The following is a 26,029-nucleotide window of genomic DNA, read 5'->3' as shown; positions in this document are numbered from 1 at the left end:
CAAGCGGCGAGAGAGCCCCGCGCCTGCCGCGTCGGTATGGTGGCGCCCGCCCAGGCCGCCGGAGACTCTCCCGGGTCGAGACCCTACAGCGCGTCCATCGTCGTGTAGTCGGTGTAGCCCTCGTCGCCCTGGCTATACCAGGTCGCCTGCACGTCCTTGTTGAGCGGCGCCTTCAGGCGGATGCGGGCCGGCAGGTCGGGATTGGCCAGGAAGGTGCGGCCGAAGGCGATCGCATCGGCGCGACCCTCGTCGAGCGCCGCCTGCCCGGTCCCGCCGTCGTAGTCGGCATTCAGCACCAGCGGGCCACCGAACGCGCGCTGCATCGCGGGAGCCACCGGCGGATGCGCGGCACGGCCGAAGCTGCCGTGCGGGCCGGGCTCGCGCAGTTCCAGGAATGCCAGCCCGAAGCGACCGAGTTCGGCGGCGGCCTCGGTGAAAAGCGTCTCTGGATCGCTGTCGTCGACGCCCTGGATCGGCTCGTTCGGCGACAGCCGCACGCCGGTGCGGTCGGCGCCGACCACGCCGGTCACCGCCTCGGTCACCTCGCGCAGCAGCCGCACCCGGTTCGCAACCGGGCCGCCATAGGCGTCGGTGCGGGTGTTGGGGTTGCTGCGCAGGAACTGGTCGATCAGGTAGCCATTGGCGGCATGGATCTCGACGCCGTCGAAGCCGGCCGCCAGCGCATTGCGTGACGCGACACGATAATCCTCCAGCAGGCGCGGGATCTCGTCGGACCGCAGCGCGCGTGGCTCACCATAAGGCTGCTTGCCCTTGTAGGTATGCGCCGCTCCCGGCGCGGTGGTCGCCGCCGATGAGACCGGTTGTGCGCCGCCGAGGAAGTCGGGATGCACGAGCCGGCCCATGTGCCAGAGCTGGCAGACGATGCGGCCACCGGCCTCGTGCACCGCGCGCACGACCGGACGCCAGGCCTCGACCTGCTCCCCGGACCAGATGCCCGGTGCGAACGGCCAGCCGAGCCCCTCCTGCGAGATGCCGGTCGCCTCGCTGATGATCAGCCCGGCGCTGGCGCGCTGCGCGTAGTACTCGGCCATGCGCGGCGTCGGCACATGACGCTCGCTGGCTCGGCCGCGGGTCAGCGGCGCCATCAGGATGCGGTTGGGCAGCTCGATGGCGCCAAGGCGGATCGGGTCGAACAAGGAGGGCATCTGGTTCACATCTGCAGTGGAAATCCGGGCGATGACCGGGGTCGCCGCGCGAATCGCTTGAAAAGCTTGGGGCAGTCTGCTTACGCTTCAACCAGCAACAACCGAAAGGAGGTGATCCAGTGTCTCATTGTTTGACGAAGGTTTCGCACGGATCGACCTGGGCCCTCGCTGTTTCCAACGAGATGGCGGCCTGACCTAGCGGTTCGGCCTCAACCCTTCAGACAATGGAAGGCCTCGGGGGGCGACCCCCGGGGCCTTCATTGCTTCTGGACGCCTGCTGGAGGGTGCGTCGTCCGGATCGTGTACAGCTGCTCGGACGCGTCGCTGCCGGCGCGGTTCAGGCGAAATCCGGCCGCCCTCCATGGGGCCGCGTCGGTCGATCGCATGATGCAGCTGCCGGGTGGGCCTGTCTTCATGCCGGAGGGCTTCGGGGTCCGGCTCCACCCAGGCGACTGGCTGTTCTGCAACGGGATCGTGCGCGGGCGGCGCAACGACCTGGACCGACCACCTGCGATGATCGGCCCACGTGTGATGATCGACGTGGTGCATGGAGCCCAAGCCGCCGGCTCGTCTGCGCCGGGCGGCCAGATCAAGGTTCCCCGGCTTCAGCGCGCCGTCAGCAGGAACGGCACCCGACGGTCAGGCTGGGTGGTGATCAATCCACGCGGCTGCACATCGGGCTGGCCGATCAGCGCGAGGCGGTACCGGCGAAGCAGCCGGGCCAGCACCAGCACCCCCTCGCTGAGCGCGAACTGCGCGCCGACGCAGATGCGCGGACCGGCGCCGAACGGCAGGTAGACCATCCGGTCCGGCGGCGTCGCACCGGGCAGGAAGCGCTGCGGATCGAAGCGCTCGGGGTCGCGCCAGTGGACGTGATGGCGGTGCAGCACCCAGGGCGAGATGCTGACGATGGTGCCGGGCTTGACCGCGCGGCCGGCGATCTCGTCCGCCGCCTGCGCTTCGCGCACGATCAGGTAGGCCGGCGGATACAGCCGCAGCGTCTCGTCGAGGAAGGCGCGGGTGAACGGCAGCCGCGATACCGCGTCCGGCGCCTCCAGGTCGGCGGATGCGGCCTCGGCGGCAAGGCGCTCCTGGTGCTCCGGCAGCCTTGCTGCGATGTAGCAGGCCCAGAACAGGGAGACCGCGGTGGTCTCGTGCCCGGCCAGGATCAGGGTGCTGACCTCGTCGCGGAGCTGCGCATGGTTGAAGCCCTCGCCGGTCTCCGGGTCACGGGCGGCACGCAGCAGGTCGAGCAGGTCGCGCGGCGCGTCATCCTCGCGTGCAACCGAGTCCCGTGACTCGATGATGCGGTCCATCAACGTCAGCCAGTCGGCGCGGAACTGCTCGCGGCCACGATCCAGCGGCGACCGCACATGGCCCGGCAGCATCAGGTCGAGCACGCCGACCTTGGCGTAGTTCAGCGCGTAGCGCAGCATCAGCGCCCGCATGTCCGGCCCGAACCTGCCCATCTCCAGCGAGAACATCGACTGGCCGGCGATGTCGAGCGTGAGCCGCTGCAGCACCGACAGCATCTCGACCGGGCGGCCGGTCCGCGTCGCAAGCTCGGTCTCGAACACGTCGCAGACGCGCAGGATATGCCGCACCAGGATCGGCATCACGCGTGGCGCCAGGGCCGGTGCGATCACCCGGCGCTGGTGCCGCCAGGCCTCGCCCTCGGCCAGGAACAGCCCCTCGCCCAGCACCGGGCGCAGCACCCTGCGGGTCGGCGCGCTGCGCTGGTAGTTGTCGTGGTTGCCAAGCAGGACATGCCGGATCGCCGCCGGATCGTTCAGCAGCAGCTGCTCGCGGCCGAGGAACCGGCCCGGCAGCACCAGGTGGCGGTAGGCGTCCGGGCCCCAGAGTTCCAGCGGATTGCGCCGCAGCACCAGGAACGCCTCGAGCTGCGAACGTCGCCCCGACCTGAGCCGGGCACCCGGAAGGATGTCGTCGCGGATCGCGTCCATGTTCAACGTGCCGCCTCCGACAGGCCCGGCAGCATCGCCTGCTGCGGCGCGTGCTGGCTGTCATGCTCCATCTGCGCCAGCACCCGCACGCCGGGGTCGAACACCCGGGTGAACGAGGATGGGTAGATGCCCATCCACAGCGTGATCAGCGCAAGCGGCGCCAGCACCGCCAGCTCCGGCCCGGTCAGGTCGCGCAGCACCCCGAGCGCGCTCTTCGCGGCGCCGAACATCACCCGGCGATACAACACCAGCATGTAGACCGCGCCCAGGATCATGCTCATGCCGGACAGCAGCGCGACCCAGAAGCCGACCTGGATGGCGCCGATCATCACCAGCAGCTCGCCGACGAAGGCGCCGGTGCCGGGCAGGCCGATATTGGCCATCGCGAACAGCATCGCCAGCGTCGCCAGCCGCGGCATCCGGTGCGCGACGCCGCCGAAGCCGGCGATCTCGCCGGTGCCGACCCGGCTGGTCAGCATGGCGATCGCCAGGAACAGGCCGGCGATGATGATGCCGTGGCTGAGCATCTGGAACACCGCTCCGGCGACCCCCGCCGCGTTCAGGGTGAACAGCCCGACCAGCACCAGGCCCATGTGCGAGAACGACGAGTAGGCGATCATCCGCTTCATGTCGGTCTGCGCCAGCGCCACCGCGGCGGCGTAGATCACCGCGACGATGCCGAGGCCGATCATCCAGGGCGCTGCACGGTGCGAGGCATCCGGCAGCATCGAGATGGCGAAGCGCAGGAAGCCGTAGGCGCCTGCCTTCGACAGCACGCCGGCGATCAGCGCGGTGGCCGGCGCCGGGGCTTCCGCGTAGGCGTCCGACAGCCAGCCATGCAGCGGGAAGATCGGCAGCTTCACCCCGAAGGCAAGCACCAGGCAGAGGAACATCCAGCCCTGCGCGTGCGGCGTGAAATGCGTAGCCAGCAGCGTCGGGATGTCGGTGGTGCCGGCGATCTGCCACATCGCGATCAGCGCGATCAGCATGAACAGCGAGCCGCCGAAGGTGAACAGGAAGAACTTGAGCGAGGCGAACACCCGCTTGGGGCCGCCCCAGACGCCGATCAGCAGGCTCGCCGGGATCAGGGTCGCTTCGTAGAACACGTAGAACACGACAAAATCGAGAGCGGCGAACACCCCGATCAGGGTGGTCTCGAGCAGCAGGATGGCCAGCATGTAGTCGCGCACCCGGCTGTCGATCAGGCGCCAGGAGGCGAGGATGGCGATCGGCGTCAGCGTGGTGGCGAGCAGCACGAACAGCAGGCTGATACCGTCCAGGCCGAGATGGAACGAGATGCCCAGCGCCGGCATCCAGTCGACCCGCTGCTGGAACTGGAACCCCGCAACCGACGGGTCGTAGCTCAGCCACAGCACCACGGAGAGCAGCCACACCACCACGCTGGTCCACAGCGCGATCCAGCGCGCGGTGTCGGAACTGGCCCTGGGTGCACCGTCAGGCGTGCCGCGCACCAGCAGCAGCACGAGGGCACCCAGCAGGGGCAGGAAGGTGACCAGGGACAGCAGCGGCAAATGCAAGGTGGCTCTCGATCAACCATGGATGGGCAGGCTGCAACCTAGACGGCTTGCGCCCTGCTGCACAGCGCACCGCCGCCTCCTAAGATGCTCAGGCCCGGTGCTCTATGGGGCCGGATGCCTCTCAGGATCTTCCGAACAGCCGCTCGATCTCCTGCCGGCTCAGCTTCAGCCAGGTCGGGCGGCCGTGCGAGCAGGTGTTGGCGCGCGGCGTGGTCTCCATGCGGCGCAGCAGGGCATCCATCTCGTCGCGGCTGAGGCGACGGCCGGCGCGTATGCTGCCGTGGCAGGCCATGCGGGCAATCACCCCGTCCAGCCGGCGCCCGAGCGAGGCGCTCTCGCCGGGGTGCGCTACCCCGCCCGCCTCCGCCAGCTCGTCGGCGAGGTCGCGCAGCAGCGCCGCCGGGTCCGGGCTGCCGAGCAGCGCGGGCAGGGTTCGCACCAGCACGCAGCCCTCGCCGAACCGCTCGATCTCGATCCCGAGGGAGGCCAGCGCATCGGCCTCGGCGAGCAGCGCCTCGACCGCGTCGCGCGGCAGATCCACCACCTCGGGCAGCAGCAGGCGCTGCGCCGCAACGACGCCACCGAGATGCTGCGCCTGCAGCGCCTCCTGGGTCAGCCGCTCATGCGCGGCATGCTGGTCGACCAGTACCAGGCTGCCGTCGCCGGCGACCGCGATCACATAGGTGTCGAGCACCTGCGCCACCGCCGCTCCAAGCGGATAGGCGGGCCGCTCCTCCGGGTGCCCTGCAGTGTCGGCCAGGGCCGGCGGACCGAATCTGCGAGCCCGGGGTTGCGCGTCGAAGGCGAGGGTCGCCTCGGCGAAGCCAGGCACCGGCCGCTCGGGGGGCGCCCAGATCATCCCGGGGCCGCGCGGGCGGGACTGAAGCGCCGGCAAGCCGGTCCCTCCATTCCCCGCGCCACCGGACAGCGCACGACCGAGGCTGCCGATCACCAGTGCGCGCACCTGGTCGGCGTCGGCAAACCGCAGCTCGGTCTTGGCCGGATGCACGTTGACGTCGATCCGCTCGGGCGGGATGTCGAGGAAAAGCGCCAGCACCGGATGCCGTCCATGGGTGATGACGTGCCGGTACGCCACACGCACCGCCAGGCGCAGCACCGGATCGGCCACCGGGCGACCGTTCACCACCAGGTATTGCGCCGCCGCGGTGGCACGATGCACCGCCGGTCCGCACGCGTAGCCGGTCAGCGCCAGTCCGTCGCGCTCGCCGGCCACCGTCAGCAACCCGTGCAGCCCGCCGCCCGCCGCATCCGCAAGCAACGCCGACACCCGAGCCAGCCGATCCTGCTCCGGCAGGTCCAGCACCATCCGGCCGTCGCTCTCCAGCCGGAAGGCCACGTGCGGAGTCGCCAGCGCCAGCCGGCGCACCACCGTCTCGGCGTGCCCCGCCTCGATCCGGGCCGACTTGAGGAACTTGCGACGCGCCGGCGTCGCGAAGAACAGCTCTTCCACCAGTACGCGGGTGCCGGCCGGACCCGCGGCCGGCCGTATGTCGCCAACCACGCCGCCGTCCACGCGGATCTGCCAGGCCGCCTCGGCGCCGTGGGCACGGGAGGTCAGGCAAAGCCGGGCCGCGGCACCGATCGAGGGCAACGCCTCACCCCGGAAGCCCAGGGTGGCGATGCGCACCAGGGTGTCGTCGGTGAGCTTCGAGGTGCAGTGACGTTCGACCGCAAGCCCAAGCTGCCCGGGCGCCATGCCGGAGCCGTCGTCGGTGACGCTGATGCGGTCGATGCCGCCGGCGTCGAGATTGACCACGATCCGCCGCGCCCCGGCATCGATCGCGTTCTCGACCAGTTCCTTGACCACCGCCGCCGGCCGTTCGATGACCTCGCCGGCGGCGATCCGGTTGACCAGCCGCTCATCCAGCCGCCGGATCAGCGGCGGGCCCTCGCGGCTTGTCGGGACCGGGTCGATCGGCGATGCCTCGATGGCAGGCGTCTAGAACAGGCCGGGCTTGCTGTTGTCTTTCACGGTCGGCGTCGCACCGTCGGTCGGCGAGCGGCCGAGAGCTGCGTTCTGCTGCAGCCGGCGCTTCTCCGCCTCGGTATCGACCAGGGTGCCGGGCTTGCCGCCGCCGCGCCAGAACATCAGCTCGTTGACGAAGCTGGCGCCGGGATGATCGAGCTCCCCGCGACCGGTCCCCGGAGGCGCCGCCGCCGCGGCGCCGGCATCCTGCACCAGTGCTGCCTGCCCGGGAGACGGGCCGCCATTGGCACCCTGCAGCGCCACGTCCGGAGCCAGCGTCTCGAGCGCCTGGGTGCGCGTGCTCTGCTCCTGCGGCCGGTCGGCACCCGGAGTCGGCGGTGCGATGCGCGCATCCGGCGGCATCGAGAGCGGCGCCCGCGTGGTCACGGTGTATTCGTCCGGCGCGTCGCGCACGAGCCCGAAATCGCGCTCGACCTCCTGGCCGGAGCAACCAACCAGGGCGAATCCGGTCGCCACCAGGGCCACGAAAGCCAGCGAAGCCGGCCGGGACGGGCGAGTGCGGTAAGGTGTGGGCGACATCGCGTCTCTCTAGCGCCAAAAGCAATTTTCCGGCAAGCGTGGGCAGGCTTCGCGGCCCCGGGGCATACGGATGGCAACACCCCCGGCGTCCGGCCGGCCGGGCTCGCCTGGATACACTGCATGCGTGACCCCTTCCTGCTCCACGGCACCCTGATGCTGATCGCCTGGCTGGTGCTGCTGCCGCTCGGCGCGCTGATTGCACGCACGCGCAAGGTGACGCCGCGACAGGACTGGCCGCGGGTGGTCGAGAACCTCACCTGGTGGTGGCTGCACCGACTGCTGCAGTGGAGCGGCGTGGGCATCGCCCTGCTCGGCCTTGCGGTGGCGTGGCGGGCGACGGGAGGGCTTGCCACCGGATTGCTGCATGTGCAGGCCGGGCTGCTGGTGCTGACGCTGGCGACGCTGCAGATCGTCAGCACCTGGTTTCGCGGCGACAAGGGTGGCCCCACCGGCTCCCACGCCGATCCGGCGCAGCCGGCGACCTGGCGCGGTGACCATTACGACATGACACCGCGGCGCCGCATCTTCGAGGCGTGGCACAAGACCGTCGGCTGGGGCAGCATCCTGCTCGCCCTGTTCACCGTGCTGCTCGGCCTGCAGCTCTATGGCTGGCCGCGGCCGCTGGTCGAGGCAACGGTCGCGCTTGCGTTGCTGCAGGCCGGCGTCGCGTTCTGGCTGATCCGCACCGCGCGCGGGGTAAACACCTACCAGGCGTTATGGGGGCCGGACCCGCGACACCCGGGCAATCGTCCGGAAGCGTGACTTTCCGGAACGATTTCACGATCCGCAAGTCGTGTCTTCACGCAAATGCAACACACGGCCGGCCGGAACGGTCTATTGCAGTCCCGGTGGTGGCGATCACGCTTGGCGACGCGTCCCGATAGTTGAGTGACAGGACAATGACCATTCGTTGTTCCGCGACACTGCCGAGATGTTCATGCGTGCAATCCCGTAGGCAGTGCCATGCCTGCGCCACGCCCCGGTCATACCGCCTGGTTCAGAGAGATCGAGACATCAATTGGCAGCCCTGATCGAGATGGATACGCGAAGCGTCGCACAGGCCTATGGCCGCTGGGCACCGGTGTATGATGCGGTGTTCGGTCCGGTCTTCCGGCGCGGACGCCAGGCCGCCGTACAGGCGGCGGAGCGGATCGGCGGCCGGATCCTGGAAGTCGGCGTCGGCACCGGACTCTCCTTGCCGGGCTATAGCCGCGGCAGCCGGGTCGTCGGCATCGATATCTCCGAGCCGATGCTGGACCGTGCGCGCGACAAGGTGCGCCGGCAGAAGCTGTCGCATGTCGAGGCGATCCGGAACGGCGACGCCGAGCGGCTCGAATTCGCCGACCGCAGTTTCGATGTGGTGGTGGCGCAGTACGTAGTCACCGCGATCCCTAATCCGGAGCGCGCACTCGACGAGTTCGTCCGGGTGGTGCGGCCCGGCGGCGAGATCATCCTGACCACGCGCATCGGCGCCGGGGACGGGCTGCGCGGCAGGATCGAGGGCGTGCTGATGCCGGTGACCAGCCGGCTCGGCTGGCGCACGGAATTCGCCTGGGATCGCTACCAGCGCTGGATCGACGCCACGCCTTCCGTGCAGCTGATCGAGAAACGCGCCCTGCCCCCGCTCGGCCACTTCTACCTGGTGCGCATCGCCCGGCTGCCCGACTGAGACGTAAAGGATCCTTGATGACCGGCTTCTTCGAGCATCTGCGCATCCAGCGTTGGGATGATCACCGCTACTACCACCACAGCATGGTCAACCAGTCGCTACACCTGCTCAGCGCGATGAGCTTCGTCTGCGCCTACATCCTGATGTTCAGGGATGCGGCGATGGCGGCGCTGCTGGGGTGGACGGTATCCATGACCAGCCGCCAGATCGGCCACCTGGTGTTCGAGCCGAAGACCTACGACACCGTCAACGATGCGTCGCACGACCACAAGGAAGCCATCAAAGTAGGATACAACCTGCGCCGCAAGATCGTCCTGATGACGATCTGGGCGCTGTCGCCGCTGCTGCTGGTGATCGAGCCGACTGCGTTCGGCCTGTGCCGGGCGCCAACCAGCCTGCTCGGCTTCGCACGCCACGTCGGCTCGCTGTGGCTGGCGATCGGTGTCGGCGGCCTGCTGTTCCGCACTGTGCAGCTGTTCGTGATCCGTGACGTGCAGACCGGCCTGGTCTGGGCCACCAAGATCATCACTGATCCGTTCAACGATATCTGGCTCTATCGCGGCGCACCGCTGGCGCTGCTGCGTCGCTCCGGCGCGCAGCACGACGACGAGTTCGCCGAGCACGCCATCGAGCTTCGCTAGTCGCTATTGCGTCCCCGCCGGCCGAGCCTGGCCGACAGCAATTCGCTCAGCACCCGGCGCTGCATTGCCTTGCTGCCGGCGCCGGCGGGAACCCACCACCAGCCATCCTGCCGCATCGCGACGCAGGCGGCCACGAAACAGTCGGCCACCGCCCCGAAATCCCCATCCGTATAGTCGAGGCTGAAGATCAGCCGGCCGGTGCCGACCCAGCTCAGCGCCAGGCCCTGCGCCCGCAGGTAGTATTGCAGCATCCAGTGGTAGCGCGACGGCGACGTGTAAAGCACGGTCCAGATCGAGGACATGTTCGCCACCCGCACCGGCAGGCCGGTGCTGGCGAGGCGTGCATTGAGACTGGCCGCGCGATTGTCCCAAAGTTGATCGAGACCTTCATACAGCGCCCGGATATCCGGCTCCTCGATACGGCGCAGGAACTCGTGCATGGCGCCCATCACCTGCGGATGCGCGTTGAAGGTGCCACGCGCGAAGCAGATGTCCGCCGGCCGATCGTCGCGGAACCGGCGCATCAGCCGATGGCCGCCGCACAGCACGCCGACCGGCAGGCCACCGCCCAGCGTCTTGCCGTAGGTGATCATGTCGGGCTGCACACCGAAATACTCCCGCGCGCCGTGCGGGGCGAGGCGGAAACCGACGAACACCTCGTCGAAGATAAGCACGATGCCACGTGCGTCGCATACGGATCGCAACTCCCGCAGCCAGGCGGCATAGGCCTCGCGATCGAAAGCGGCCTGGCGGCCGCCGGCGACCAGCGTGGAGTCCGACGGCGCCGAGCCGTTCGGACGCAGCGCCTGCAGCGGATTGACCAGCACGCAGGCGATATCTCGCCGACGACGCAGCACCGCCAGCGTGCGCTGCGACATCTCGGCCAATGTCAGGGTCCGGTCGGCCGGGGTCGGATTGCCGACGCCGGGCTGCACCTCGCCCCACCATCCGTGATAGGCGCCGCAGAACCGCACCAGCTTCGGACGTCGCGTGTGGTAGCGGGCCAGCCGGACCGCCTGCATGACCGCCTCGGTGCCGGACATGTGGAACGACACCTCGTCGAGGCCCGAGATGGTGCGCAGCCGGGTGACGTTTTCCGCCACCACCGGATGATAGGCACCGAGCGATACGCCGAGGTCGCGGGTGCGCTCGATACCGGCCTGCATGCACTGCTTGTAGAAATCGTGACCGAAGAGGTTCACGCCATACGAGCCGGTCAGGTCGTAGAACACGTTGCCGTCGAGGTCGGTAACGGTGGTGCCTTGCGCCGATTGCAGGAACGATCCGGTGGCGAGCTCGTCGCGCACCCGCCTGCTGAACTGGAACGGCACACGATAGGAGGCGGTGAATTGCAGATCCGAGATGATTTCGCTGCTCCGGCGCGTCATCGCCACGGTGCGCGGGTAACGGTCGCGGTACAGCTGCGACAGCCGAGCGAAGCCGTCGCGACGCTGTTGCACGACCGCCTCCGGCGCGTCATCGCTTCGAAAGAACTCCCCGTCACCGTATTCGTAGAACGGGATCAGGCCGGCGATGCGTCGCGACCAGCGCGCATGGCCGGAGAGCGACGGGTGCTTGGCGCGCGAGAGTTGCAGTCGCGCCCGGCCGCGAACGAACAGGTCGCCAAGCGCTGCACCGCCCGCCACCACCGGCGCCAGCGCCATCAAGCTCGTCCGCATCTTCAGGCCCCCCGATGCACGCAATGATCAGAACGAAGCCGTTCCGGGACCGCATCGCCGCCACGGCGGGCGATGAGCTGAACTACCGGCTCACCAACCATATCCCGCGTCGCCTGGCCAGCATCTGGATCGGGCACATCAGCCGCAGCGAGAACCCGCTGGTTCGTACGGTTGCGTTGTGGTTGTGGCGGCGATTCTCGGCACTCGATCTCTTCGACGCCGAAACCACGCGGTTCCGCAGCATGCACGAGTGCTTCACCCGCCGCCTGCGCCCCGGCACGCGGCCGCTCGATCGGGACCCGGACGTGCTGACCAGCCCGTGCGACGCCATCGTCGGCACCTTCGGGCGCATCGAGGGTGGCCGGGCGCTGCAGGTAAAGGGGATGGATTACGCGCTGGCCGAGCTGCTGGGCGACGGACGCGATGCCGAAGCGCTCGAGGGCGGCACTTTCGTGACGTTGCGGCTGACGTCTGCGATGTACCACCGGTTCCACGCGCCGTACGATTGCCGGGTGATCCGGGTGCGGCACATTTTCGGCGACCGCTGGAACGTCAATCCACCGACCCTGCGCCGCGTGCGACGGCTGTTCTGCCGCAACGAGCGGGTGGTCGTCGAAACGGTGCTGCCGGACGGTCGGGCGGTAACGCTGGTGGCCGTTGCCGCCATCCTGGTATCCGGCATACGGCTCGGCTTCATGACGCTGCGGGAAGGGCGCCGGCCGCTGCGCGATGTGGTGAAGTGCGACCTCGCCTTCCAGAAAGGCGACGAACTTGGCTGGTTCGAGCACGGTTCGACGATCATCGTGCTCGGGCGCCCTGGACTGGCCGTCATCGAGACGCTGCAGCCGGGCGACAGGATCAGGATGGGCCAGAAGCTGCTGCGTTTGTCCCACCCGTATCCAGGCAGCCGATAGACTGTCTCATCAACCCGGGGTTACCTCGCGCACAGCGCCATGAACAGCGAAGCTTTTATGTCGTGGCAGCTCCCGGCCCCGCGATGCCGTCCAGGTCCCGCAACGCGTCGTCCGGCAGGACCAGTGCACCGGCGGCGATATTTTCATGCAGGTGCGCGAGCGAGGACGTTCCCGGGATCAGCAGGATGTTGGGCGCCCGGTGCAGCAGCCAGGCAAGCGCCACCTGCATCGGCGTCGCATCGAGTCGCGCGGCAACCGCGAACAGGATATTCGACTGCAGCGGCGTGAAGCCGCCGAGCGGGAAGAAGGGCACATAGGCGATGCCGTCGGCCGCGAGTTCATCGACCATCACGTCGTCCAGGCGTTGCACCAGGTTATACTGGTTCTGCACGCAGACGATGTCGCAGATCCGTCGCCCCTCGGCGATCTGCGTCGGGGTGACGTTGGACAGCCCGATATGATGTACAAGACCCTGTCGCTGCAGCTCGGCGAGGGCCGTGAGGGGCGCCTCCAGCGAACCCTCGGCGGGACCGTGAACGCCGAACATCAGGCGCAGGTTGACGACATCGAGGATTTCGAGCCGCAGATGGCGCAGATTATCCTGCACGGCGCGGGTCAGCGCCTCCGGGGCGAAGTCAGGCAGCCAATGCCCCTCGGCATCGCGGCGGGCGCCGATCTTGGTGACGATGACGAGATTGTCCGGATACGGCGCCAGTGTCTCCGCGATCAACCGGTTGGTGATGTGCGGCCCGTAGAAGTCGCTGGTGTCGATATGGTCGACCCCCGCCTCGATCGCCGCACGCAGCACGGCACGAGCGGCCGCCGGGTCGCGCGGCGGTCCGAACACGCCGGGACCGGCCAGTTGCATGGCCCCATAGCCTAGACGGCGAACCGACCGGCCGCCGAGAGAGTGGGTAGAGGCTGCAAGATTGCCTGGCATTCGCAGAGGTCCGTCGTGATCGCTGGCAGGGTGGCCGTCCCCGAAGATTACGACAATCCGGATCTCCCTGTGCAGGCTTGACGGCATAGACCGCTGCGAGCCGCACCCACGGGGACCCGCTGGGGGGATTTCGCCGCGCTATCCATCGTTATGATAGCCGGATGCGCTGCGCGCCTTTGTCAGCTACGTCGCCCGCCAACCAGGGTGACGCGCAGCGCCCCGCATCAGGCCTTGGCGGAACCGGACTGTTCGGCAGCCGCCTGCAGAGCCTCGCCGAGGTGCTTCGCCTTCTCGGCGTTCTTGCCTTCTGCCTTGCCGGCGAACGTGACGGTTTCGTGGCCCAGCTTGGCGATCAGCTTGTGGACGGCGGCTCCATCGATCGGGTCGGCGTGCAAGTGCTTCTTCAGGCTCTCGAGATCTCGGATGATGGTTTTCACGCCCGGTGTGTCGAGCTTGCCGAGGGTCTCTTCCCAGCCCTCGATGTTCTTCGTGGCGGCGGCGATGGAGAAGCTTTTTACGCCCTCCTTGATGTGCTTAATGGTCGCGTCGAACTGCGGCATCTGGAACCTCGTGGGAGAGGCGCGGCGGATATCGCGGCGCGGTGGGTAAAGCCGCTGCCGGCACGCGAAGTTTCGGCCGACCGGCTGCTCCGCCATCGCATTGGCGTGTGCGGCCGGTTCTCAATCCAACCCGTCCCGCGCTCCATCTGCCCTTCGATCCGAGCTACCCCTACGCACGGCCACCTTCCCATCACCCAACCGGCGCGGCGCCCACCAAACTGTGATGAAGCTTCGCGCCACCCAGCCGGTAGAGCCCTGTCATGAGACAAAACCTGGACGAACGGAGCCCGGCCCCGCCCTCCCGCCGGCGTCGCGCCGGTCCCGGCCTGTTGCCCATCCTGGCGCGGGGACTGGGCCTTGCGTCGGCCATACTTTGCGGCGGCTGCTCGACCGCCGGCTTCTGGCTGATCCATCCCGCCGGCCCGGTCGCCGAGGCGAGCATAAAAAGCTGGATCGTCGATACCGGGGCGACCTTCCTGGTGATCGGGCCGGCCACCCTGCTGGTGATGTGGGCGATCTGGCGCTACAGCCGGATCGGCCGCGGCAACTACGTGCCGGGCTGGTCGCACTCGGTGCCACTTGAGGCAACCTTCTGGGGCGTGCCCCTGATGGTCGTCATCGGGCTCGGCGTCTATGCGACCCACAGCTCGTTCCAGACCGATCCGTCCGGCCCGGCTGCGATGACCGACCCCGCCAATCCGGACTCGAGACGAAAACCGGTCGAGATCGACGTCATCACCACCGACTGGCAGTGGCTGTTCATCTATCCGGATCGACATGTGGCACTCGCCAACGAACTGGTGGTGCCGGTGCATACGCCGATCCGGTTTCGCCTGACCTCGGCCACCGTGGCCACCGACATGTTCATCCCGCAGCTGGTCGGCCAGATCGACGTGATGCCCGGCATGCGCACCTACCAGGGATTCATCGCCGACAGGATGGGCACCTACCAGGGCTTCGCCTCGGACTATAACGGACCGGGATTTTCCTGGATGCGCTTCGAGACCCATGTCGTGTCGGACGAGACGTTCGCGCGCTGGTCCGAGGGCATGCAGACCGCAGAAGAGCATCTCGACGATGCCTCGTTCCTGAAATTCGCGGCCCCGACGATCAACACCGACAACATCACCCGGCGATTCTCCGGCGTGCAGCCCGGAATGTTCGACCGCGTCATGGACAACGTGATGATGGGTCGCATCTATGAGACACCGAGCGACATGACAGAGAAAGTCTCCCACGACATCAATGGCGGCCGGCAGCCGACGCACGCCGACCCGGCCGCCATCAAGCAGGACCAGAGCCGATGACTGACGTGCAGGGCCACTGGGACTGGCTGTTCGGCCGCCTTACCATCCAGCAGGTGCCGTACGACAACCTTGTCGTCGGCACCGCCTTCATATTCGCCGCCATCGTCGGATTGGCCATCGTCGGTGCGCTGACGTACTACCGCTGGTGGGGCACGCTGTATCGCGACTGGCTGACCACCATCGACCACAAGCGCATCGGCATCATGTACGGCCTTGTCGGCACGGTGATGCTGTTCCGCGGCTTCGTCGACGCCATCATGATGCGCACCCAGCAGGTGATGGCCGCCGGGCCTCTGTCGCACGGCTATCTCGGTGCCGAGCACGGTTATCTGCCGCCCTACCACTACGACCAGATCTACGGCTCGCACGGTACGATCATGCTGATCTTCGCCGCGACCCCGATCCTGGCCGGCTTCATGAACTACCTGGTGCCGCTGCAGATCGGCGCCCGCGACATGGCGTTCCCCTATCTCAACGCGCTCGCCTTCTGGATGACTGCGGTGGGCGCCGGGCTGGTGATGATCTCGCTCTTCATAGGCGATTTCAGCCATGCCGGCTGGGTCGGCCTGGCTCCCCTGACCGAGCTACCCTACAGCCCCGACGTCGGCGTCGACTACTGGACCTGGGCACTGCAGATAGGCAGCATAGGAACCACCATCGGTGCGGTGAACATCATCGCCACCATCGTCAAGATGCGTGCCCCGGGCATGACCTGGATGCGGCTGTCGCTGTTCACCTGGACGTCTCTCACCACCAACGTGATCGGTCTCACCGCCTTCCCGGTGCTCGGCGTCGCCATCGGCCTGCTCAGCCTGGACCGCTACTTCGGCACGCATTTCTATACCACCGGCGTCGGCGGCAACTTCATGCTGTACACCGACCTGTTCTGGATCTGGGGTCATCCGGAGGTGTACTTCATCATCCTGCCGTCCTGGGGGATGATGTCCGAGATCATCCCGACCTTCTCGCAGAAGAAGCTGTTCGGCTATCCGGTGATGGTCGCCGCGACGCTGAGCATCGGCTGCATCTCCTGGACGGTCTGGCTGCACCATTTCTTCACCATGGGTGCCGGGCCGATCGTGAACACCTTCTACAGCATTGCAACCATGCTGGTTGCGATCCCGACCGGCGTAAAGGTATTCGACTGGGCGCTGACCATGGTTCGCGGCCGCCTCACCTTTCCCACCCCGATGCTGTGGGCGGTCTCCGCCATCTTCATGCAGATCATCGGCGGCTGGACCGGCATGATGCTGGCCGTTCCCTCGATCAACTACATGACCCACAACAGCGTGTTCGTGATCGCGCACTTCCATTGCGTGGTGATGGTGACGGTATTTGCCGCAGTTGGCGGCGCCACCTTCTGGTTCCCCAAGATGTTCGGCTTCACGTTGCACGAGCGCAGCGGCCAGTGGGTGTTCTGGCTCTTGGTCGGCGGTTCGTTCTTTGTGTTCACCGCGATGTTCCTGCTCGGCCTCACCGGCATGCCGCGTCGCCTGGCCTATGTCCCCTACGCCGGCTGGTGGCCGCTGCTGGTGATCGAGGAGATCGGCATCTTCGTCGACATCGCGGCTCTCGTCGCCTTTGTCTGGCAGATCACCGTCAGCATACGCGACCGCAACCTCAACCGGGCCACCCGTGACCCCTGGGGCACCGCGCGCAGCCTGGAATGGATCACCCACTCCCCGGTGCCGGTGTACAATTTCGCCGTCATTCCTCACGTGAATGCCCGCGACGAATGGGCCTGGCGCCGCGAGCATCACCTCGAGCACATCATGCCCGAGCGTTATGCGGACATCGAACTGCCGGTGAACACCCCGGTGCCGATGCTGATCGGCGCCTGTACCGCGGCGTTCGGCTTCGCCATGGTCTGGCGCATCTGGTGGCTGGCGATAGCCTCGCTGGTCGCGATCTTCGTGATCGTAATTCTCCGTTCTTTCACCAGCGGCGGCCACACCATCATCCGGGCCGACGATATCCGCCGCATGGAAGACCAGGCGATGCGCGCGCCGCGTCGCTCGAGCGCAGGGATGGTCCCCGGCGCGGTCCCGGCCTTCAGGACAGGAGCGGCGGAATGAGCAGCTATGACTGGGGTCTGCACGATCCGGTTCCGGGCCCGCAGACCCGGCTATGGGACGAGGCCGACCACGAACATGACCTGATGAGCACGCGGCTGTTCGGCTTCTGGCTCTACATGCTCAGCGACTCGCTCATCTTCGCCGCCCTGTTCACCGCCTACGAAGTGCTGACCTTCCCGATGAGCTTCGCCGGCGGGCCGACGCCACGCGACGTTGCCTCGCCGATCTATGGCTATGCCGAGACCATCGTGCTGTTCACCAGCGTGCTCGCCTACGGCATGGTCATGGTGAACCTGAAGAAGGAACGCACTCGGCCAGCGATGGCCTGGCTCGCGCTCTCGCTCGCCATCGGACTCGGCTTCATCGGAATGGAGTATCACGAGCTCCACGATGTGGCGCTGGCGGGGGGACCGCCGCAGCGCAGCGGCTTCCTGTCGATCTTCTGGGCGATCGTGGTGGTGCACGGCGTCCATCTTGCGATCGGACTGCTCTGGATGGTGGTCATGCTGGTGCAGATCGCGAGACAGGGCTTTACGCAGCTGGTCACCTACAGGCTCGCCAACCTGAAAGTCTACTGGCTGTATCAAGGCCTGATCTGGACCTTCGTCTATACCTTCGTCTATCTGCGGGGATCGATCTGATGTCGGTGGATAATTCGCGGCCGGCCGACCATCCGGAAATCGCCTACTCCAATGCGCGCAGCTACATCATCGGCTTCGTCTCGACGGTCGCGCTGCTCGGGATCTCGCTGCTGCTGGTGCAGACCCACGCGATGTCGGCATTCAACCTGCTGGCGACCATCTCGGTGCTCGCCTTCCTGACCACGGTCGCCAAGCTGGTGTTCCTGTTCCATCTCGACTTCTCCGAGACGCAGCGATGGAACACCCTGACGCTGATGCTGAACGTGCCGTTGCTGATCCTGTCGATCGGCCTGACGGCGTGGATGTTCCGCACGCTCTACGAGCGGGTGATGATGCACTAGAGGCGGGACACGGGTTTCCATCACCCGTATGTGACCGCTTGTTCACGCTCCTGCGGCATTGCCCCTGGCCCCGTCACGGTTCTGGTTGCAGGATCGTGACGGGTCCAGCAAGCGGCCCCCGTCAGGAGGTTGCGCGTGCGCAAGGTTGCAGAAGACAGCCGGCTCTGGGTTCTTCTCCCAATCCTGCTTGCTGTCGGACTTTCGGGCTGTGCGTCCGGACCGCGGGGCGGATCGCCGACCGCCCTGGTTGTCGCGACCGACAGGGGAGCCGTGCAGGGCGCGGTCGTCAACGGCGTCGAGAACTTCCTCGACATTCCGTACGCCGCGCCACCGGTCGGTGCACTTCGCTGGGCGCCGCCGCAGCCTGCCGCCGCCTGGACCGGCACGCGACCGGCGGCACGGTCCGGCGCCTATTGCACGCAGCCGAAGAGCCTGGACGCTCCGAACGGTCCGGCCCTGGACGAGGACTGCCTGTCCATCAACGTGCAGCGGCCGATCGGCGCCAATGCCGGTGCCCGCCTGCCGGTCTATGTCTATATCCACGGCGGCGGATTCGTGACCGGTAGCGGCGTACGGGATGCGCAGGACGCCATCGTGCGTGCCAACGGCATCGTCGGCGTGTCGTTCAACTACCGGCTCGGCGCCCTCGGCTTCCTCGCCCTCCCCGCCCTCGCCGGACCACGTGGCGAGACCGGGGATTACGGCCTGCTCGACCAGCAGGCGGCGCTGCGCTGGGTAAGAGCCAACATCGCGGCATTCGGCGGCGATCCGGACGATGTCACCATCGGTGGCGAGTCGGCCGGAGGCTGGTCGGTCTGCAGCCAGATGGTCGCCCCCGGCTCGGCCGGGCTGTTCGGCAGGGCGATCATCGAAAGCGGCTCATGCGTCAGCAAAAGCCTGCAGACTGCCGAGGCGGCGGGCTCGTCATTTGCCACCAGGCTGGGCTGCACCGATCCGTCGAAGCTCGCCGAATGCCTGCGCGGCAAGCCGGTGGCAGACATCCTCGACGCACAGGACAAGCTGTACGTGCCGACCCGTGGCACCCCCTTTCTGCCCGGTGACCCACGCGAGGCCGTGCAGTCGGGGCAGTTCAGCCACGTGCCGGTGATGATCGGCTCGACGCGCGACGAGGGGCGCTCGTTCAGCCAGAAGCTGGTCGGCTGGTCACGGGCGCAATACGAACGGGCCATGCACGTGGCCTTCGGTCGCAACACGCCGCTCGTGCTGCATGTCTATCCCTACCCTGTGCACGACAAGGATCCGGCAGCCGTCGCATACCAGCTCGCCGCCGCACGCACCGACAGCGGCGCGCTGGGCGCGGACAACATCGAGCGCGGCATCGGTGGCTGCGGCAACGCGGCCTTGACGACGACACTGTCGCAGACGGTGCCGACGCACGCCTATGAGTTCGCGGTTCGCAACGGTCCGGGCTGGTACGCCATACCCGGCTATGCCTGGGGCGCCGGCCATGCCGCCGAGCTCACCTACCTTTATCCGCAGCATGACAGTGGCCGAACCTACGCCGCCTTCACACCGGCCGAGCGCGCCACATCCGACGAGATGGTCAGGCGCTGGGGAGCCTTCGTGAGCAAGGCCGATCCGAATGCGCCGGGGCTCGCTGCATGGCCCGCCTATGTCCCCGGCCAGTCGGTGCAGTCGTTCGGCGAGGCCGGACATTCGGTCACGCTGACCAACGCGCAATTTCGCGCCGAGCATCGCTGCGCCTTCTGGGATCGCCTTGCCGGACAGCCGGTCGGCGCGTGGCCCGATTGAAACCGGCCATCGACCGCAGCACCTGCCGGCCCGCGCGCTAGAGCCTGATCCTATCGATCAGGCTCAGCTTGTCGTTTCATAGAGCAGCTTTATCCGCTGCTCTAGCGCCGGTCCGGAACCGGCGCGTCGGTGGCCGCGGCTCGGCGATCAAGCAGGCTGTCCAGCAGCAGCACGCCGACGCCGCAGACGATGGCCGCGTCGGCGACATTGAACACGTACCAGGACCAGCCGAACACGTGCGCGTGGATGAAGTCGACCACCGCGCCGAAGCGCAGCCGGTCGATGACGTTGCCGATGGCGCCGCCCGCGATCGCGCCCAGGGCGCCGGCGACCAGGCGGGTGCGGGCACGGCGCATCCAGGCCAGCAGTAATGCGACCACCACCACCGCCACCAGCGTCAGCAGCAGCGGCCCGGTACGGCCGAGGCCGTTGAACATGCCGAAGGTGACGCCGTGGTTCCACACCATGGTGAAGTTCAGCACCGGCAGCAGTGCGATGGAGCCGAGCGCAGGCAGGTCCAGCCCGTTCAGGATCCAGTACTTGCTGGCCTGGTCGGCCACCAGCACGACACCGCCGCACAGCAGCCCGAGCCGCATCATGCGGCCATACCCTCCACGACGGCGACGCAGCGCAGGCACAGCGCCGGATGCGCCTCGTGCGAGCCGACTTCCTCGAGCACTTTCCAGCAGCGCGCGCACTTGCTGCCCGGCGCCAGCGTCACCTTCGGCGCGCGATGGGTTGGCGCGCCCTCGCCCGGCTGCGGGTCGAGATAGATCGAGGCCGCGTCCGGCTGCACCTCGATGCCGGCTTTCGAGACGATGGCGAGTTCCTCCCAGTCGATGCCGGCGAACGTGGCCGCTTCGCGCTCGGAGAACGGAAGCTCGATCGCCGCCTGCAGCGACGACCCGATGCTGCCGTTGCGTCGCGCCGTCTCGATCTCGGTGGTGACCAGCCGCCGCACCGCACGCAGGCTGGCCCAGCGATCGGCCAGCTCCGCATCGTGCCAATGCGCCGGGATTTCAGGAAAATCCTGCAGATGCACGCTGGAGCCTTCGCCGAAGCGCGCGATCCAGGCTTCCTCGGCGGTGAACACCAGCACCGGCGCAAGCCAGGAGGTCAGGCAACGATGCAGATGATCGAGCACGGTACGCGCGGCACGGCGGCGCACGGAGGCAGGCGCATCGCAATACAGCGCATCCTTTCGGATGTCGAAATAGAACGCCGACAGATCGCTGGCGCAGAAACCGTGCAGGGCGGGATAGACACCCACCCAGTCGTGGGTCTGCACCGCCCTCGCCACCTGGCTGCCGCACTCGGCAAGCCGGTGCAGCACCCAGCGCTCCAGCTCCGGCAGTTCGGCGAACTCGACCCGCTCGCCGTCGTGGAACCCGTCGAGCGCCCCGAGCAGCCAGCGCAGCGTGTTGCGCAGCCGGCGATACAGCTCGCCCTGCTGCTTGAGGATCTCCTTTCCGATGCGAAGGTCCTCGTTGGTGTCGGAGTTCATCACCCATAGCCGCAGGATGTCGGCGCCGAGGGTGTCGTTCACGTCCTGCGGAGCTGTGACGTTGCCGAGCGACTTGCTCATCTTGCGGCCCTGCTCGTCGAGCACGAAGCCGTTGGTGACCAGCGCGCGATATGGCGCCGCGCCGCGCGCGCCGACTGCTTCCAGCAGGCTCGACTGGAACCAGCCGCGATGCTGGTCCGAGCCTTCCAGATACAGGTCGGCCGGGAACGGCAGATCATCGCTGCCGAGCACGAAGTTATGTGTCGATCCGCTTTCGAACCAGACATCGACGATGTCGAAGACCTGCTCGTAGTCGGCGGGATCGCGATCGTTACCGAGGAAGCGCTGCGGCGGCGATGCGTACCATGCATCCGCGCCCTCGCTCCGGAAGGCCTCGACCACGCGCTGCATCACCTCGGGATCGCGCAGCACCTCTCCGGTGGCACGCTCGACGAACACCGCGATCGGCACGCCCCAGGCGCGCTGGCGCGAGATGCACCAGTCCGGGCGCCCGGCCACCATCGAGGTCAGCCGGTTGCGGGCCTGCGCCGGTACGAAATCCACCGTCTCCAGGGCGGCAAGCGCACGCCCGCGGATATCGGTTTCGCCATCCATGCGGATGAACCATTGCGGCGTCGCGCGGTAGATCACCGGCGCGCGCGAGCGCCAGGAATGCGGATACGAATGCACCAGCGTACCCCGGTGCACCAGGCCACCCGCCGCCGTCAGCGCCTCGGCCACCGGGTCTGACGCCTTGAACACATGGACACCGGCGAACATCGGCACATGCTCGGCATAGCGGCCATCGTCCAGTACCGTTTCCGGCACCGCGATGCCGTGCGCGGTGGTGATGGCGAAGTCCTCCTCGCCATGCGCCGGTGCCATATGCACCAGCCCGGTGCCCTGGTCGGTGGTGACGAAGTCGCCCGCCAGCATCGGCACCTCGTGCTCGTAGCCCCGGCCACGCAGCGGATGCGCGCACAGCACGCCCGCAAGGTCGGTGCCGGGCAGCGTGTGCAGCACGTCGTACGACGCGATGCCGACGGTGCTCGCGAACACCGCGGCGAGGTCGGCCGCCACCAGCAGCCGGTTGCCCGGTCCCACCAGGCACGCCTCGCCGCCCTCGCGCACCTCGATCACCGCGTAGGCGATGTCCGGCCCGTAGGCGATGGCGCGGTTGCCCGGCATGGTCCAGGGCGTGGTGGTCCAGATCACCGCCCGCGCCTCGGCGAGCAGATGCCCCGGCGTGGTGTCGTGGACGACCGGGAACGCCACCCAGATCGTGGTGCTGGTATGGTCGTGATATTCGATCTCGGCCTCGGCCAGCGCGGTCTTCTCGACCGGGCTCCACATCACCGGGCGCAGGCCGCGATACAGCGAACCGTTCAGCAGGAACTTGCCGATCTCGCCGGCGATGATCGCCTCGGACGCAAAATCCATCGTCGCGTAGCGGTGCGCCCAGTCGCCCTGCACGCCGAGCCGGCGGAACTCCTGCGCCTGGATGTCCAGCCAATGCTGCGCGTAGGCGCGGCACTCGGCGCGAAACTGCAGCACCGGCACCTGGTCCTTGTCGCGGCCGGCCTTTCGGTACTGCTCCTCGATGCGCCACTCGATCGGCAGCCCGTGGCAGTCCCAGCCCGGCACGTAGCGCACCGCGTAGCCCGCCATGCGATGCGCGCGGTTGATGACGTCCTTGAGGATCTTGTTCAGCGCGTGGCCGATATGCAGGTGGCCGTTGGCGTACGGCGGACCGTCATGCAGCGTGAAGCGCCGGCGCCCCTCCTCTGCCTCGCGCAGCCGGTCGTCCAGGCCCATCGCCTCCCAGCGCGCCAGCAGCGCCGGCTCGCGCTTCGGCAGGTCGCCGCGCATCGGGAATGCCGTCGCGGGCAGGAAGACGGTGTCCCGGTAGTCGGTCTCGGTCATCGCTCACACTCGCAGGATTGAACCACGACGGGTTCGGGCAAATGAAGTCCAGGCATCCCGGCCGCGTTCAGGACGCGTCCGGGTACGGAATTCGCCGGTCGGATGAAGGTGCGAGCATGGCCGGATTTATGCTCACCCCGCCATCGACCGGTCAAGCAGAGGAGCCCAGGGGATGGATATCGAGAGCTTCAAGGCCAGCCTGGCGGAGGACGCGCCACCGCCAGCCAGCAGCCTGGCACTGCAGGCGCTGTGGTGGGCTGGCAGGCAGGACTGGGACCGCGCGCACGGCGTTGCCCAGCAGGACGAGGGCAACCCCGCGTGCGACTGGGTGCATGCCTACCTGCACCGCGTAGAGGGCGACGAGGGCAATGCCCGCTACTGGTACAGGCGCGCCCGGCAGCCCTGGCCGACGCAGCCACCGGAGCAGGAGTGGGACGCGATCGGCACCGAGCTTCTGACGAGGACCGGACAGCAGGCCTGAAACGGCAGCGGGCGGCGCCCCGCCTGGGAACGCCGCCCGCCCGCCGGCTAGCTCAGGTCAGGTCAGCTCAGGTGAGGTCGAACCGGTCCAGGTTCATCACCTTCGTCCACACCGCCACGAAGTCGATGACGAAGGCGTGCTGGCTGTCGGTGCAGCCGAACACCTCCGAGACCGCGCGCAGCAACGAGTTCGACCCGAAGATCAGGTCGGCGCGGCTGCCGGTCCACTTCAGCTCGCCGGTGCGGCGGTCACGGCCCTCGAAACGCTCGTCACCCGAGCTGGTCGCCTTCCATGTCGTCGACATGTCGAGCAGGTTGACGAAGAAGTCGTTGCTCAGCACGCCGGGACGCTTGGTGAACACGCCCAGCTCGCTGCCGCCGTAGTTGGCGCCGAGCACGCGCAGGCCGCCCAGCAGCACCGTCATCTCCGGGGAAGTCAGGCTCAGCAGATGGGCGCGGTCCACCAGGTGAACCTCCTCCTGCTTGCCCTTCAGGTCGCCGACATAGTTGCGGAAGCCATCGACCTTCGGCTCCAGCACCGCGAAGGAATGCGTGTCGGTGAGTTCCTGGGTCGCGTCGGTGCGGCCCGGGGTGAACGGGACCTCCACATCGTGACCGCCGTCGCGCGCCGCCTTCTCCACGGCGGCGGTGCCGCCGAGCACGATCAGGTCGGCCAGCGAGATCTTCCTGCCACCGGGGGCCTCGGCATTGAAGGCGGCCTGGATACCCTCCAGCGTCTGCAGCACCTTCGAAAGCTCGGCCGGCTCGTTCGCCGCCCAGTCCTTCTGCGGCGCCAGCCGGATGCGTGCCCCATTGGCGCCACCACGCTTGTCGGTGCCACGGAAGGTGGACGCCGACTTCCAGGCGGTCGAGACCAGCTGCGACACCGTGAGGCCGCTCTCGAGCAGGCGCGTCTTCAGCGTGGCGATCTCCGCCTCGCCGACCAGCGGATGATCGACTGCCGGCACCGGGTCCTGCCAGATCAGCACCTCGCTCGGCACTTCCGGGCCGAGATAGCGGGCAACCGGTCCCATGTCGCGATGGGTCAGCTTGAACCATGCGCGGGCGAAGGCGTCCGCGAACTCGTCCGGGTTCTGGTGGTAGCGCCTGGAAATCTCGAGGTATTTCGGGTCGGCGATCAGCGCGATGTCCGAGGTGAACATCATCGGCGCATGACGCTTGTTTGGATCATGCGCGTCCGGCACCTGGCCGACGCCGCCGTTGTTCTTCGGCTTCCACTGGTTGCCGCCGCCCGGGCCCTTCTCCAGCTCCCACTCGAAGCCGAACAGGTTGTCATAGTAGCCGTTGTCCCACTTGGTCGGCTCGGCGGTCCAGGCGCCTTCGAGGCCGCTCGAGATGGTGTCCGGTCCACGGCCGCTGCGGTAGCTGTTGCTCCAGCCGAGGCCCATCGCCTCCATCGGAGCGGCTTCCGGCTCGGGGCCCACATAGTCCGCCGCCGAGGCCGCGCCATGGCTCTTGCCGAAGGTGTGGCCGCCGGCGACCAGCGCCACCGTCTCCTCGTCGTTCATCGCCATGCGCGCGAAGGTCTCGCGGATGTCGCGCGCCGAGGCCAGCGCGTCCGGGATGCCGTTCGGGCCTTCCGGATTGACGTAGATCAGGCCCATCTGCACGGCGCCGAGATAGTCGGCGAGCTCGCGGTCGCCGCTATAGCGCTTGTCGTCGAGCCAGGTGTCCTCGGGACCCCAGTTGATGTCCTCCTCGGGCTCCCACACATCGGCGCGGCCGCCGGCAAAGCCGAAGGTCTTGAGGCCCATCGATTCCAGCGCGCAGTTGCCGGTCAGCACCATCAGGTCGGCCCACGAGAGCTTGCGGCCGTACTTCTGCTTGATCGGCCACAGCAGCAGCCGTGCCTTGTCGAGGTTGGCGTTGTCCGGCCACGAATTCAGCGGAGCGAAACGCTGCGTGCCCGATCCGGCGCCGCCGCGGCCGTCGCCGATCCGGTAGGTGCCGGCGCTGTGCCAGGCCATGCGGATGAACAGCGGTCCGTAATGGCCGTAATCGGCCGGCCACCAATCCTGCGACGTCTTCATCAGGGCGAAGATGTCCTGCTTCACCGCGGCGAGGTCGAGGGTCTTGAATTCCTCGGCGTAGTCGAAGTCCGCCTTCAGCGGATTGGCGTCCACCGAATGCTGGTGCAGGATCTTCAGGTTGAGCTGGTTCGGCCACCATTCCTGGTTGGACCTCGGCCAGGCGGCCGAATTGTTCGGCGAGACGCCCTTCGCCGGGCCGCTGTCGCCCGGGCCCCCGTGCATCGGGCAACCGCCTACATTGTCTCCGTCCATGTCGTCCTCCGGTATATTCTGGCGCATCGGCCGGCGCGCATCGCGCCCGATGCCAAGCCACACGTGCCACGGCCCGAGCTTAAC

At 67.8% G+C, this 26,029-nt stretch carries 21 protein-coding genes; 10 read left to right on the top strand and 11 right to left on the bottom strand.

What is annotated here, in order from left to right:
* Window positions 1–83: 83 nt before the first annotated feature.
* The 5 genes from FE263_RS05825 to FE263_RS05805 form a co-directional block, all read right to left on the bottom strand.
* Window positions 84–1,166: an alkene reductase gene (locus FE263_RS05825; protein WP_138325043.1), complete on the bottom strand. Its 1,083-nt coding sequence runs from the start codon at window positions 1,164–1,166 to the stop codon at window positions 84–86.
* 605 nt (window positions 1,167–1,771) lie between these two features.
* Window positions 1,772–3,130, bottom strand: a complete 1,359-nt coding sequence (locus tag FE263_RS05820; protein WP_240759262.1) for a cytochrome P450 — start codon at window positions 3,128–3,130, stop codon at window positions 1,772–1,774.
* A gap of 2 nt (window positions 3,131–3,132) precedes the next feature.
* Window positions 3,133–4,668 carry a complex I subunit 4 family protein gene (locus FE263_RS05815; protein WP_138325041.1) on the bottom strand — a complete coding sequence of 512 codons (1,536 nt, stop codon included), beginning with the start codon at window positions 4,666–4,668 and terminating at the stop codon, window positions 3,133–3,135.
* Window positions 4,669–4,789: 121 nt separating this feature from the next.
* Window positions 4,790–6,619, bottom strand: coding sequence for a DNA mismatch repair endonuclease MutL (gene mutL, locus FE263_RS05810; RefSeq protein WP_171034016.1), 1,830 nt, complete (start codon window positions 6,617–6,619; stop codon window positions 4,790–4,792).
* Between the two features lie 9 nt (window positions 6,620–6,628).
* Window positions 6,629–7,195, bottom strand: coding sequence for a DUF3035 domain-containing protein (locus FE263_RS05805; protein WP_138325039.1), 567 nt, complete (start codon window positions 7,193–7,195; stop codon window positions 6,629–6,631).
* A 120-nt stretch (window positions 7,196–7,315) separates the two neighbouring features.
* On the opposite strand from FE263_RS05805, the gene FE263_RS05800 reads away from it, so the two are divergent.
* From FE263_RS05800 to FE263_RS05790, 3 genes are all read left to right on the top strand, one after another.
* Window positions 7,316–7,957, top strand: a complete 642-nt coding sequence (locus tag FE263_RS05800) for a cytochrome b561 domain-containing protein (protein ID WP_138325038.1) — start codon at window positions 7,316–7,318, stop codon at window positions 7,955–7,957.
* A 256-nt stretch (window positions 7,958–8,213) separates the two neighbouring features.
* Entirely contained in the window at window positions 8,214–8,864 is a 651-nt protein-coding gene (locus FE263_RS05795; protein WP_205880282.1) for a class I SAM-dependent methyltransferase, read from the top strand.
* 17 nt (window positions 8,865–8,881) lie between these two features.
* On the top strand, window positions 8,882–9,505 hold the full coding sequence (locus tag FE263_RS05790; RefSeq protein WP_138325037.1) for a hypothetical protein: 624 nt from the start codon (window positions 8,882–8,884) through the stop codon (window positions 9,503–9,505).
* Here FE263_RS05790 and FE263_RS05785 read toward each other — a convergent pair.
* On the bottom strand, window positions 9,502–11,184 hold the full coding sequence (locus FE263_RS05785) for an aminotransferase class III-fold pyridoxal phosphate-dependent enzyme (RefSeq protein ID WP_138325036.1): 1,683 nt from the start codon (window positions 11,182–11,184) through the stop codon (window positions 9,502–9,504). The genes FE263_RS05790 and FE263_RS05785 overlap by 4 nt on opposite strands.
* Window positions 11,185–11,207: 23 nt before the next feature.
* Between FE263_RS05785 and asd the strand changes: the two genes are divergently transcribed.
* Window positions 11,208–12,098, top strand: a complete 891-nt coding sequence (asd, locus tag FE263_RS05780; protein ID WP_138325035.1) for an archaetidylserine decarboxylase — start codon at window positions 11,208–11,210, stop codon at window positions 12,096–12,098.
* Between the two features lie 55 nt (window positions 12,099–12,153).
* On the opposite strand, the gene FE263_RS05775 is transcribed toward asd, so the two are convergent.
* Window positions 12,154–13,038, bottom strand: coding sequence for an aldo/keto reductase family oxidoreductase (locus FE263_RS05775; RefSeq protein WP_138325034.1), 885 nt, complete (start codon window positions 13,036–13,038; stop codon window positions 12,154–12,156).
* A gap of 224 nt (window positions 13,039–13,262) precedes the next feature.
* A complete protein-coding gene (locus FE263_RS05770) occupies window positions 13,263–13,598 on the bottom strand; it encodes a hypothetical protein (protein ID WP_138325033.1) in 336 nt (111 codons plus the stop codon).
* Between the two features lie 260 nt (window positions 13,599–13,858).
* Here FE263_RS05770 and FE263_RS05765 point away from each other — a divergent pair, with 260 nt between their 5' ends.
* From FE263_RS05765 to FE263_RS05745, 5 genes are all read left to right on the top strand, one after another.
* Window positions 13,859–14,905 (top strand): ubiquinol oxidase subunit II, encoded by a 1,047-nt coding sequence (locus FE263_RS05765; RefSeq protein ID WP_138325032.1) that lies wholly within the window; start codon window positions 13,859–13,861, stop codon window positions 14,903–14,905.
* Window positions 14,902–16,980 carry a cbb3-type cytochrome c oxidase subunit I gene (locus FE263_RS05760; protein ID WP_138325031.1) on the top strand — a complete coding sequence of 693 codons (2,079 nt, stop codon included), beginning with the start codon at window positions 14,902–14,904 and terminating at the stop codon, window positions 16,978–16,980. Before FE263_RS05765 ends, FE263_RS05760 begins: the two co-directional genes overlap by 4 nt.
* A complete protein-coding gene (locus FE263_RS05755; RefSeq protein WP_138325030.1) occupies window positions 16,977–17,621 on the top strand; it encodes a cytochrome c oxidase subunit 3 in 645 nt (214 codons plus the stop codon). Before FE263_RS05760 ends, FE263_RS05755 begins: the two co-directional genes overlap by 4 nt.
* The gene (locus FE263_RS05750) at window positions 17,621–17,962 is read left to right on the top strand and encodes a cytochrome o ubiquinol oxidase subunit IV (RefSeq protein ID WP_138325029.1); all 342 of its coding nucleotides are present in this window, start codon (window positions 17,621–17,623) and stop codon (window positions 17,960–17,962) included. The genes FE263_RS05755 and FE263_RS05750 overlap by 1 nt, the downstream gene beginning before the upstream one ends.
* A gap of 135 nt (window positions 17,963–18,097) precedes the next feature.
* The gene (locus tag FE263_RS05745) at window positions 18,098–19,735 is read left to right on the top strand and encodes a carboxylesterase/lipase family protein (protein ID WP_205880281.1); all 1,638 of its coding nucleotides are present in this window, start codon (window positions 18,098–18,100) and stop codon (window positions 19,733–19,735) included.
* Between the two features lie 101 nt (window positions 19,736–19,836).
* Here the strand turns inward: FE263_RS05745 and lspA are convergent, their stop codons facing one another.
* Together lspA and ileS are read right to left on the bottom strand one after the other, a co-directional pair.
* On the bottom strand, window positions 19,837–20,334 hold the full coding sequence (lspA, locus tag FE263_RS05740) for a signal peptidase II (RefSeq protein ID WP_138325028.1): 498 nt from the start codon (window positions 20,332–20,334) through the stop codon (window positions 19,837–19,839).
* Entirely contained in the window at window positions 20,331–23,162 is a 2,832-nt protein-coding gene (gene ileS / locus FE263_RS05735) for an isoleucine--tRNA ligase (protein ID WP_138325027.1), read from the bottom strand. Before ileS ends, lspA begins: the two co-directional genes overlap by 4 nt.
* A 172-nt stretch (window positions 23,163–23,334) precedes the next feature.
* Here ileS and FE263_RS05730 point away from each other — a divergent pair, with 172 nt between their 5' ends.
* Window positions 23,335–23,643, top strand: a complete 309-nt coding sequence (locus FE263_RS05730; RefSeq protein ID WP_138325026.1) for a hypothetical protein — start codon at window positions 23,335–23,337, stop codon at window positions 23,641–23,643.
* A gap of 67 nt (window positions 23,644–23,710) precedes the next feature.
* Here FE263_RS05730 and katG read toward each other — a convergent pair whose 3' ends face one another.
* A complete protein-coding gene (katG, locus tag FE263_RS05725; RefSeq protein WP_240759261.1) occupies window positions 23,711–25,915 on the bottom strand; it encodes a catalase/peroxidase HPI in 2,205 nt (734 codons plus the stop codon).
* Window positions 25,916–26,029: the final 114 nt, after the last annotated feature.

Origin of the sequence: Lichenicoccus roseus (genome assembly GCF_005844085.1) — a bacterium.
GTDB lineage: Bacteria > Pseudomonadota > Alphaproteobacteria > Acetobacterales > Acetobacteraceae > Lichenicoccus > Lichenicoccus roseus.
This window is presented reverse-complemented; position numbering and strand designations above follow the sequence as displayed.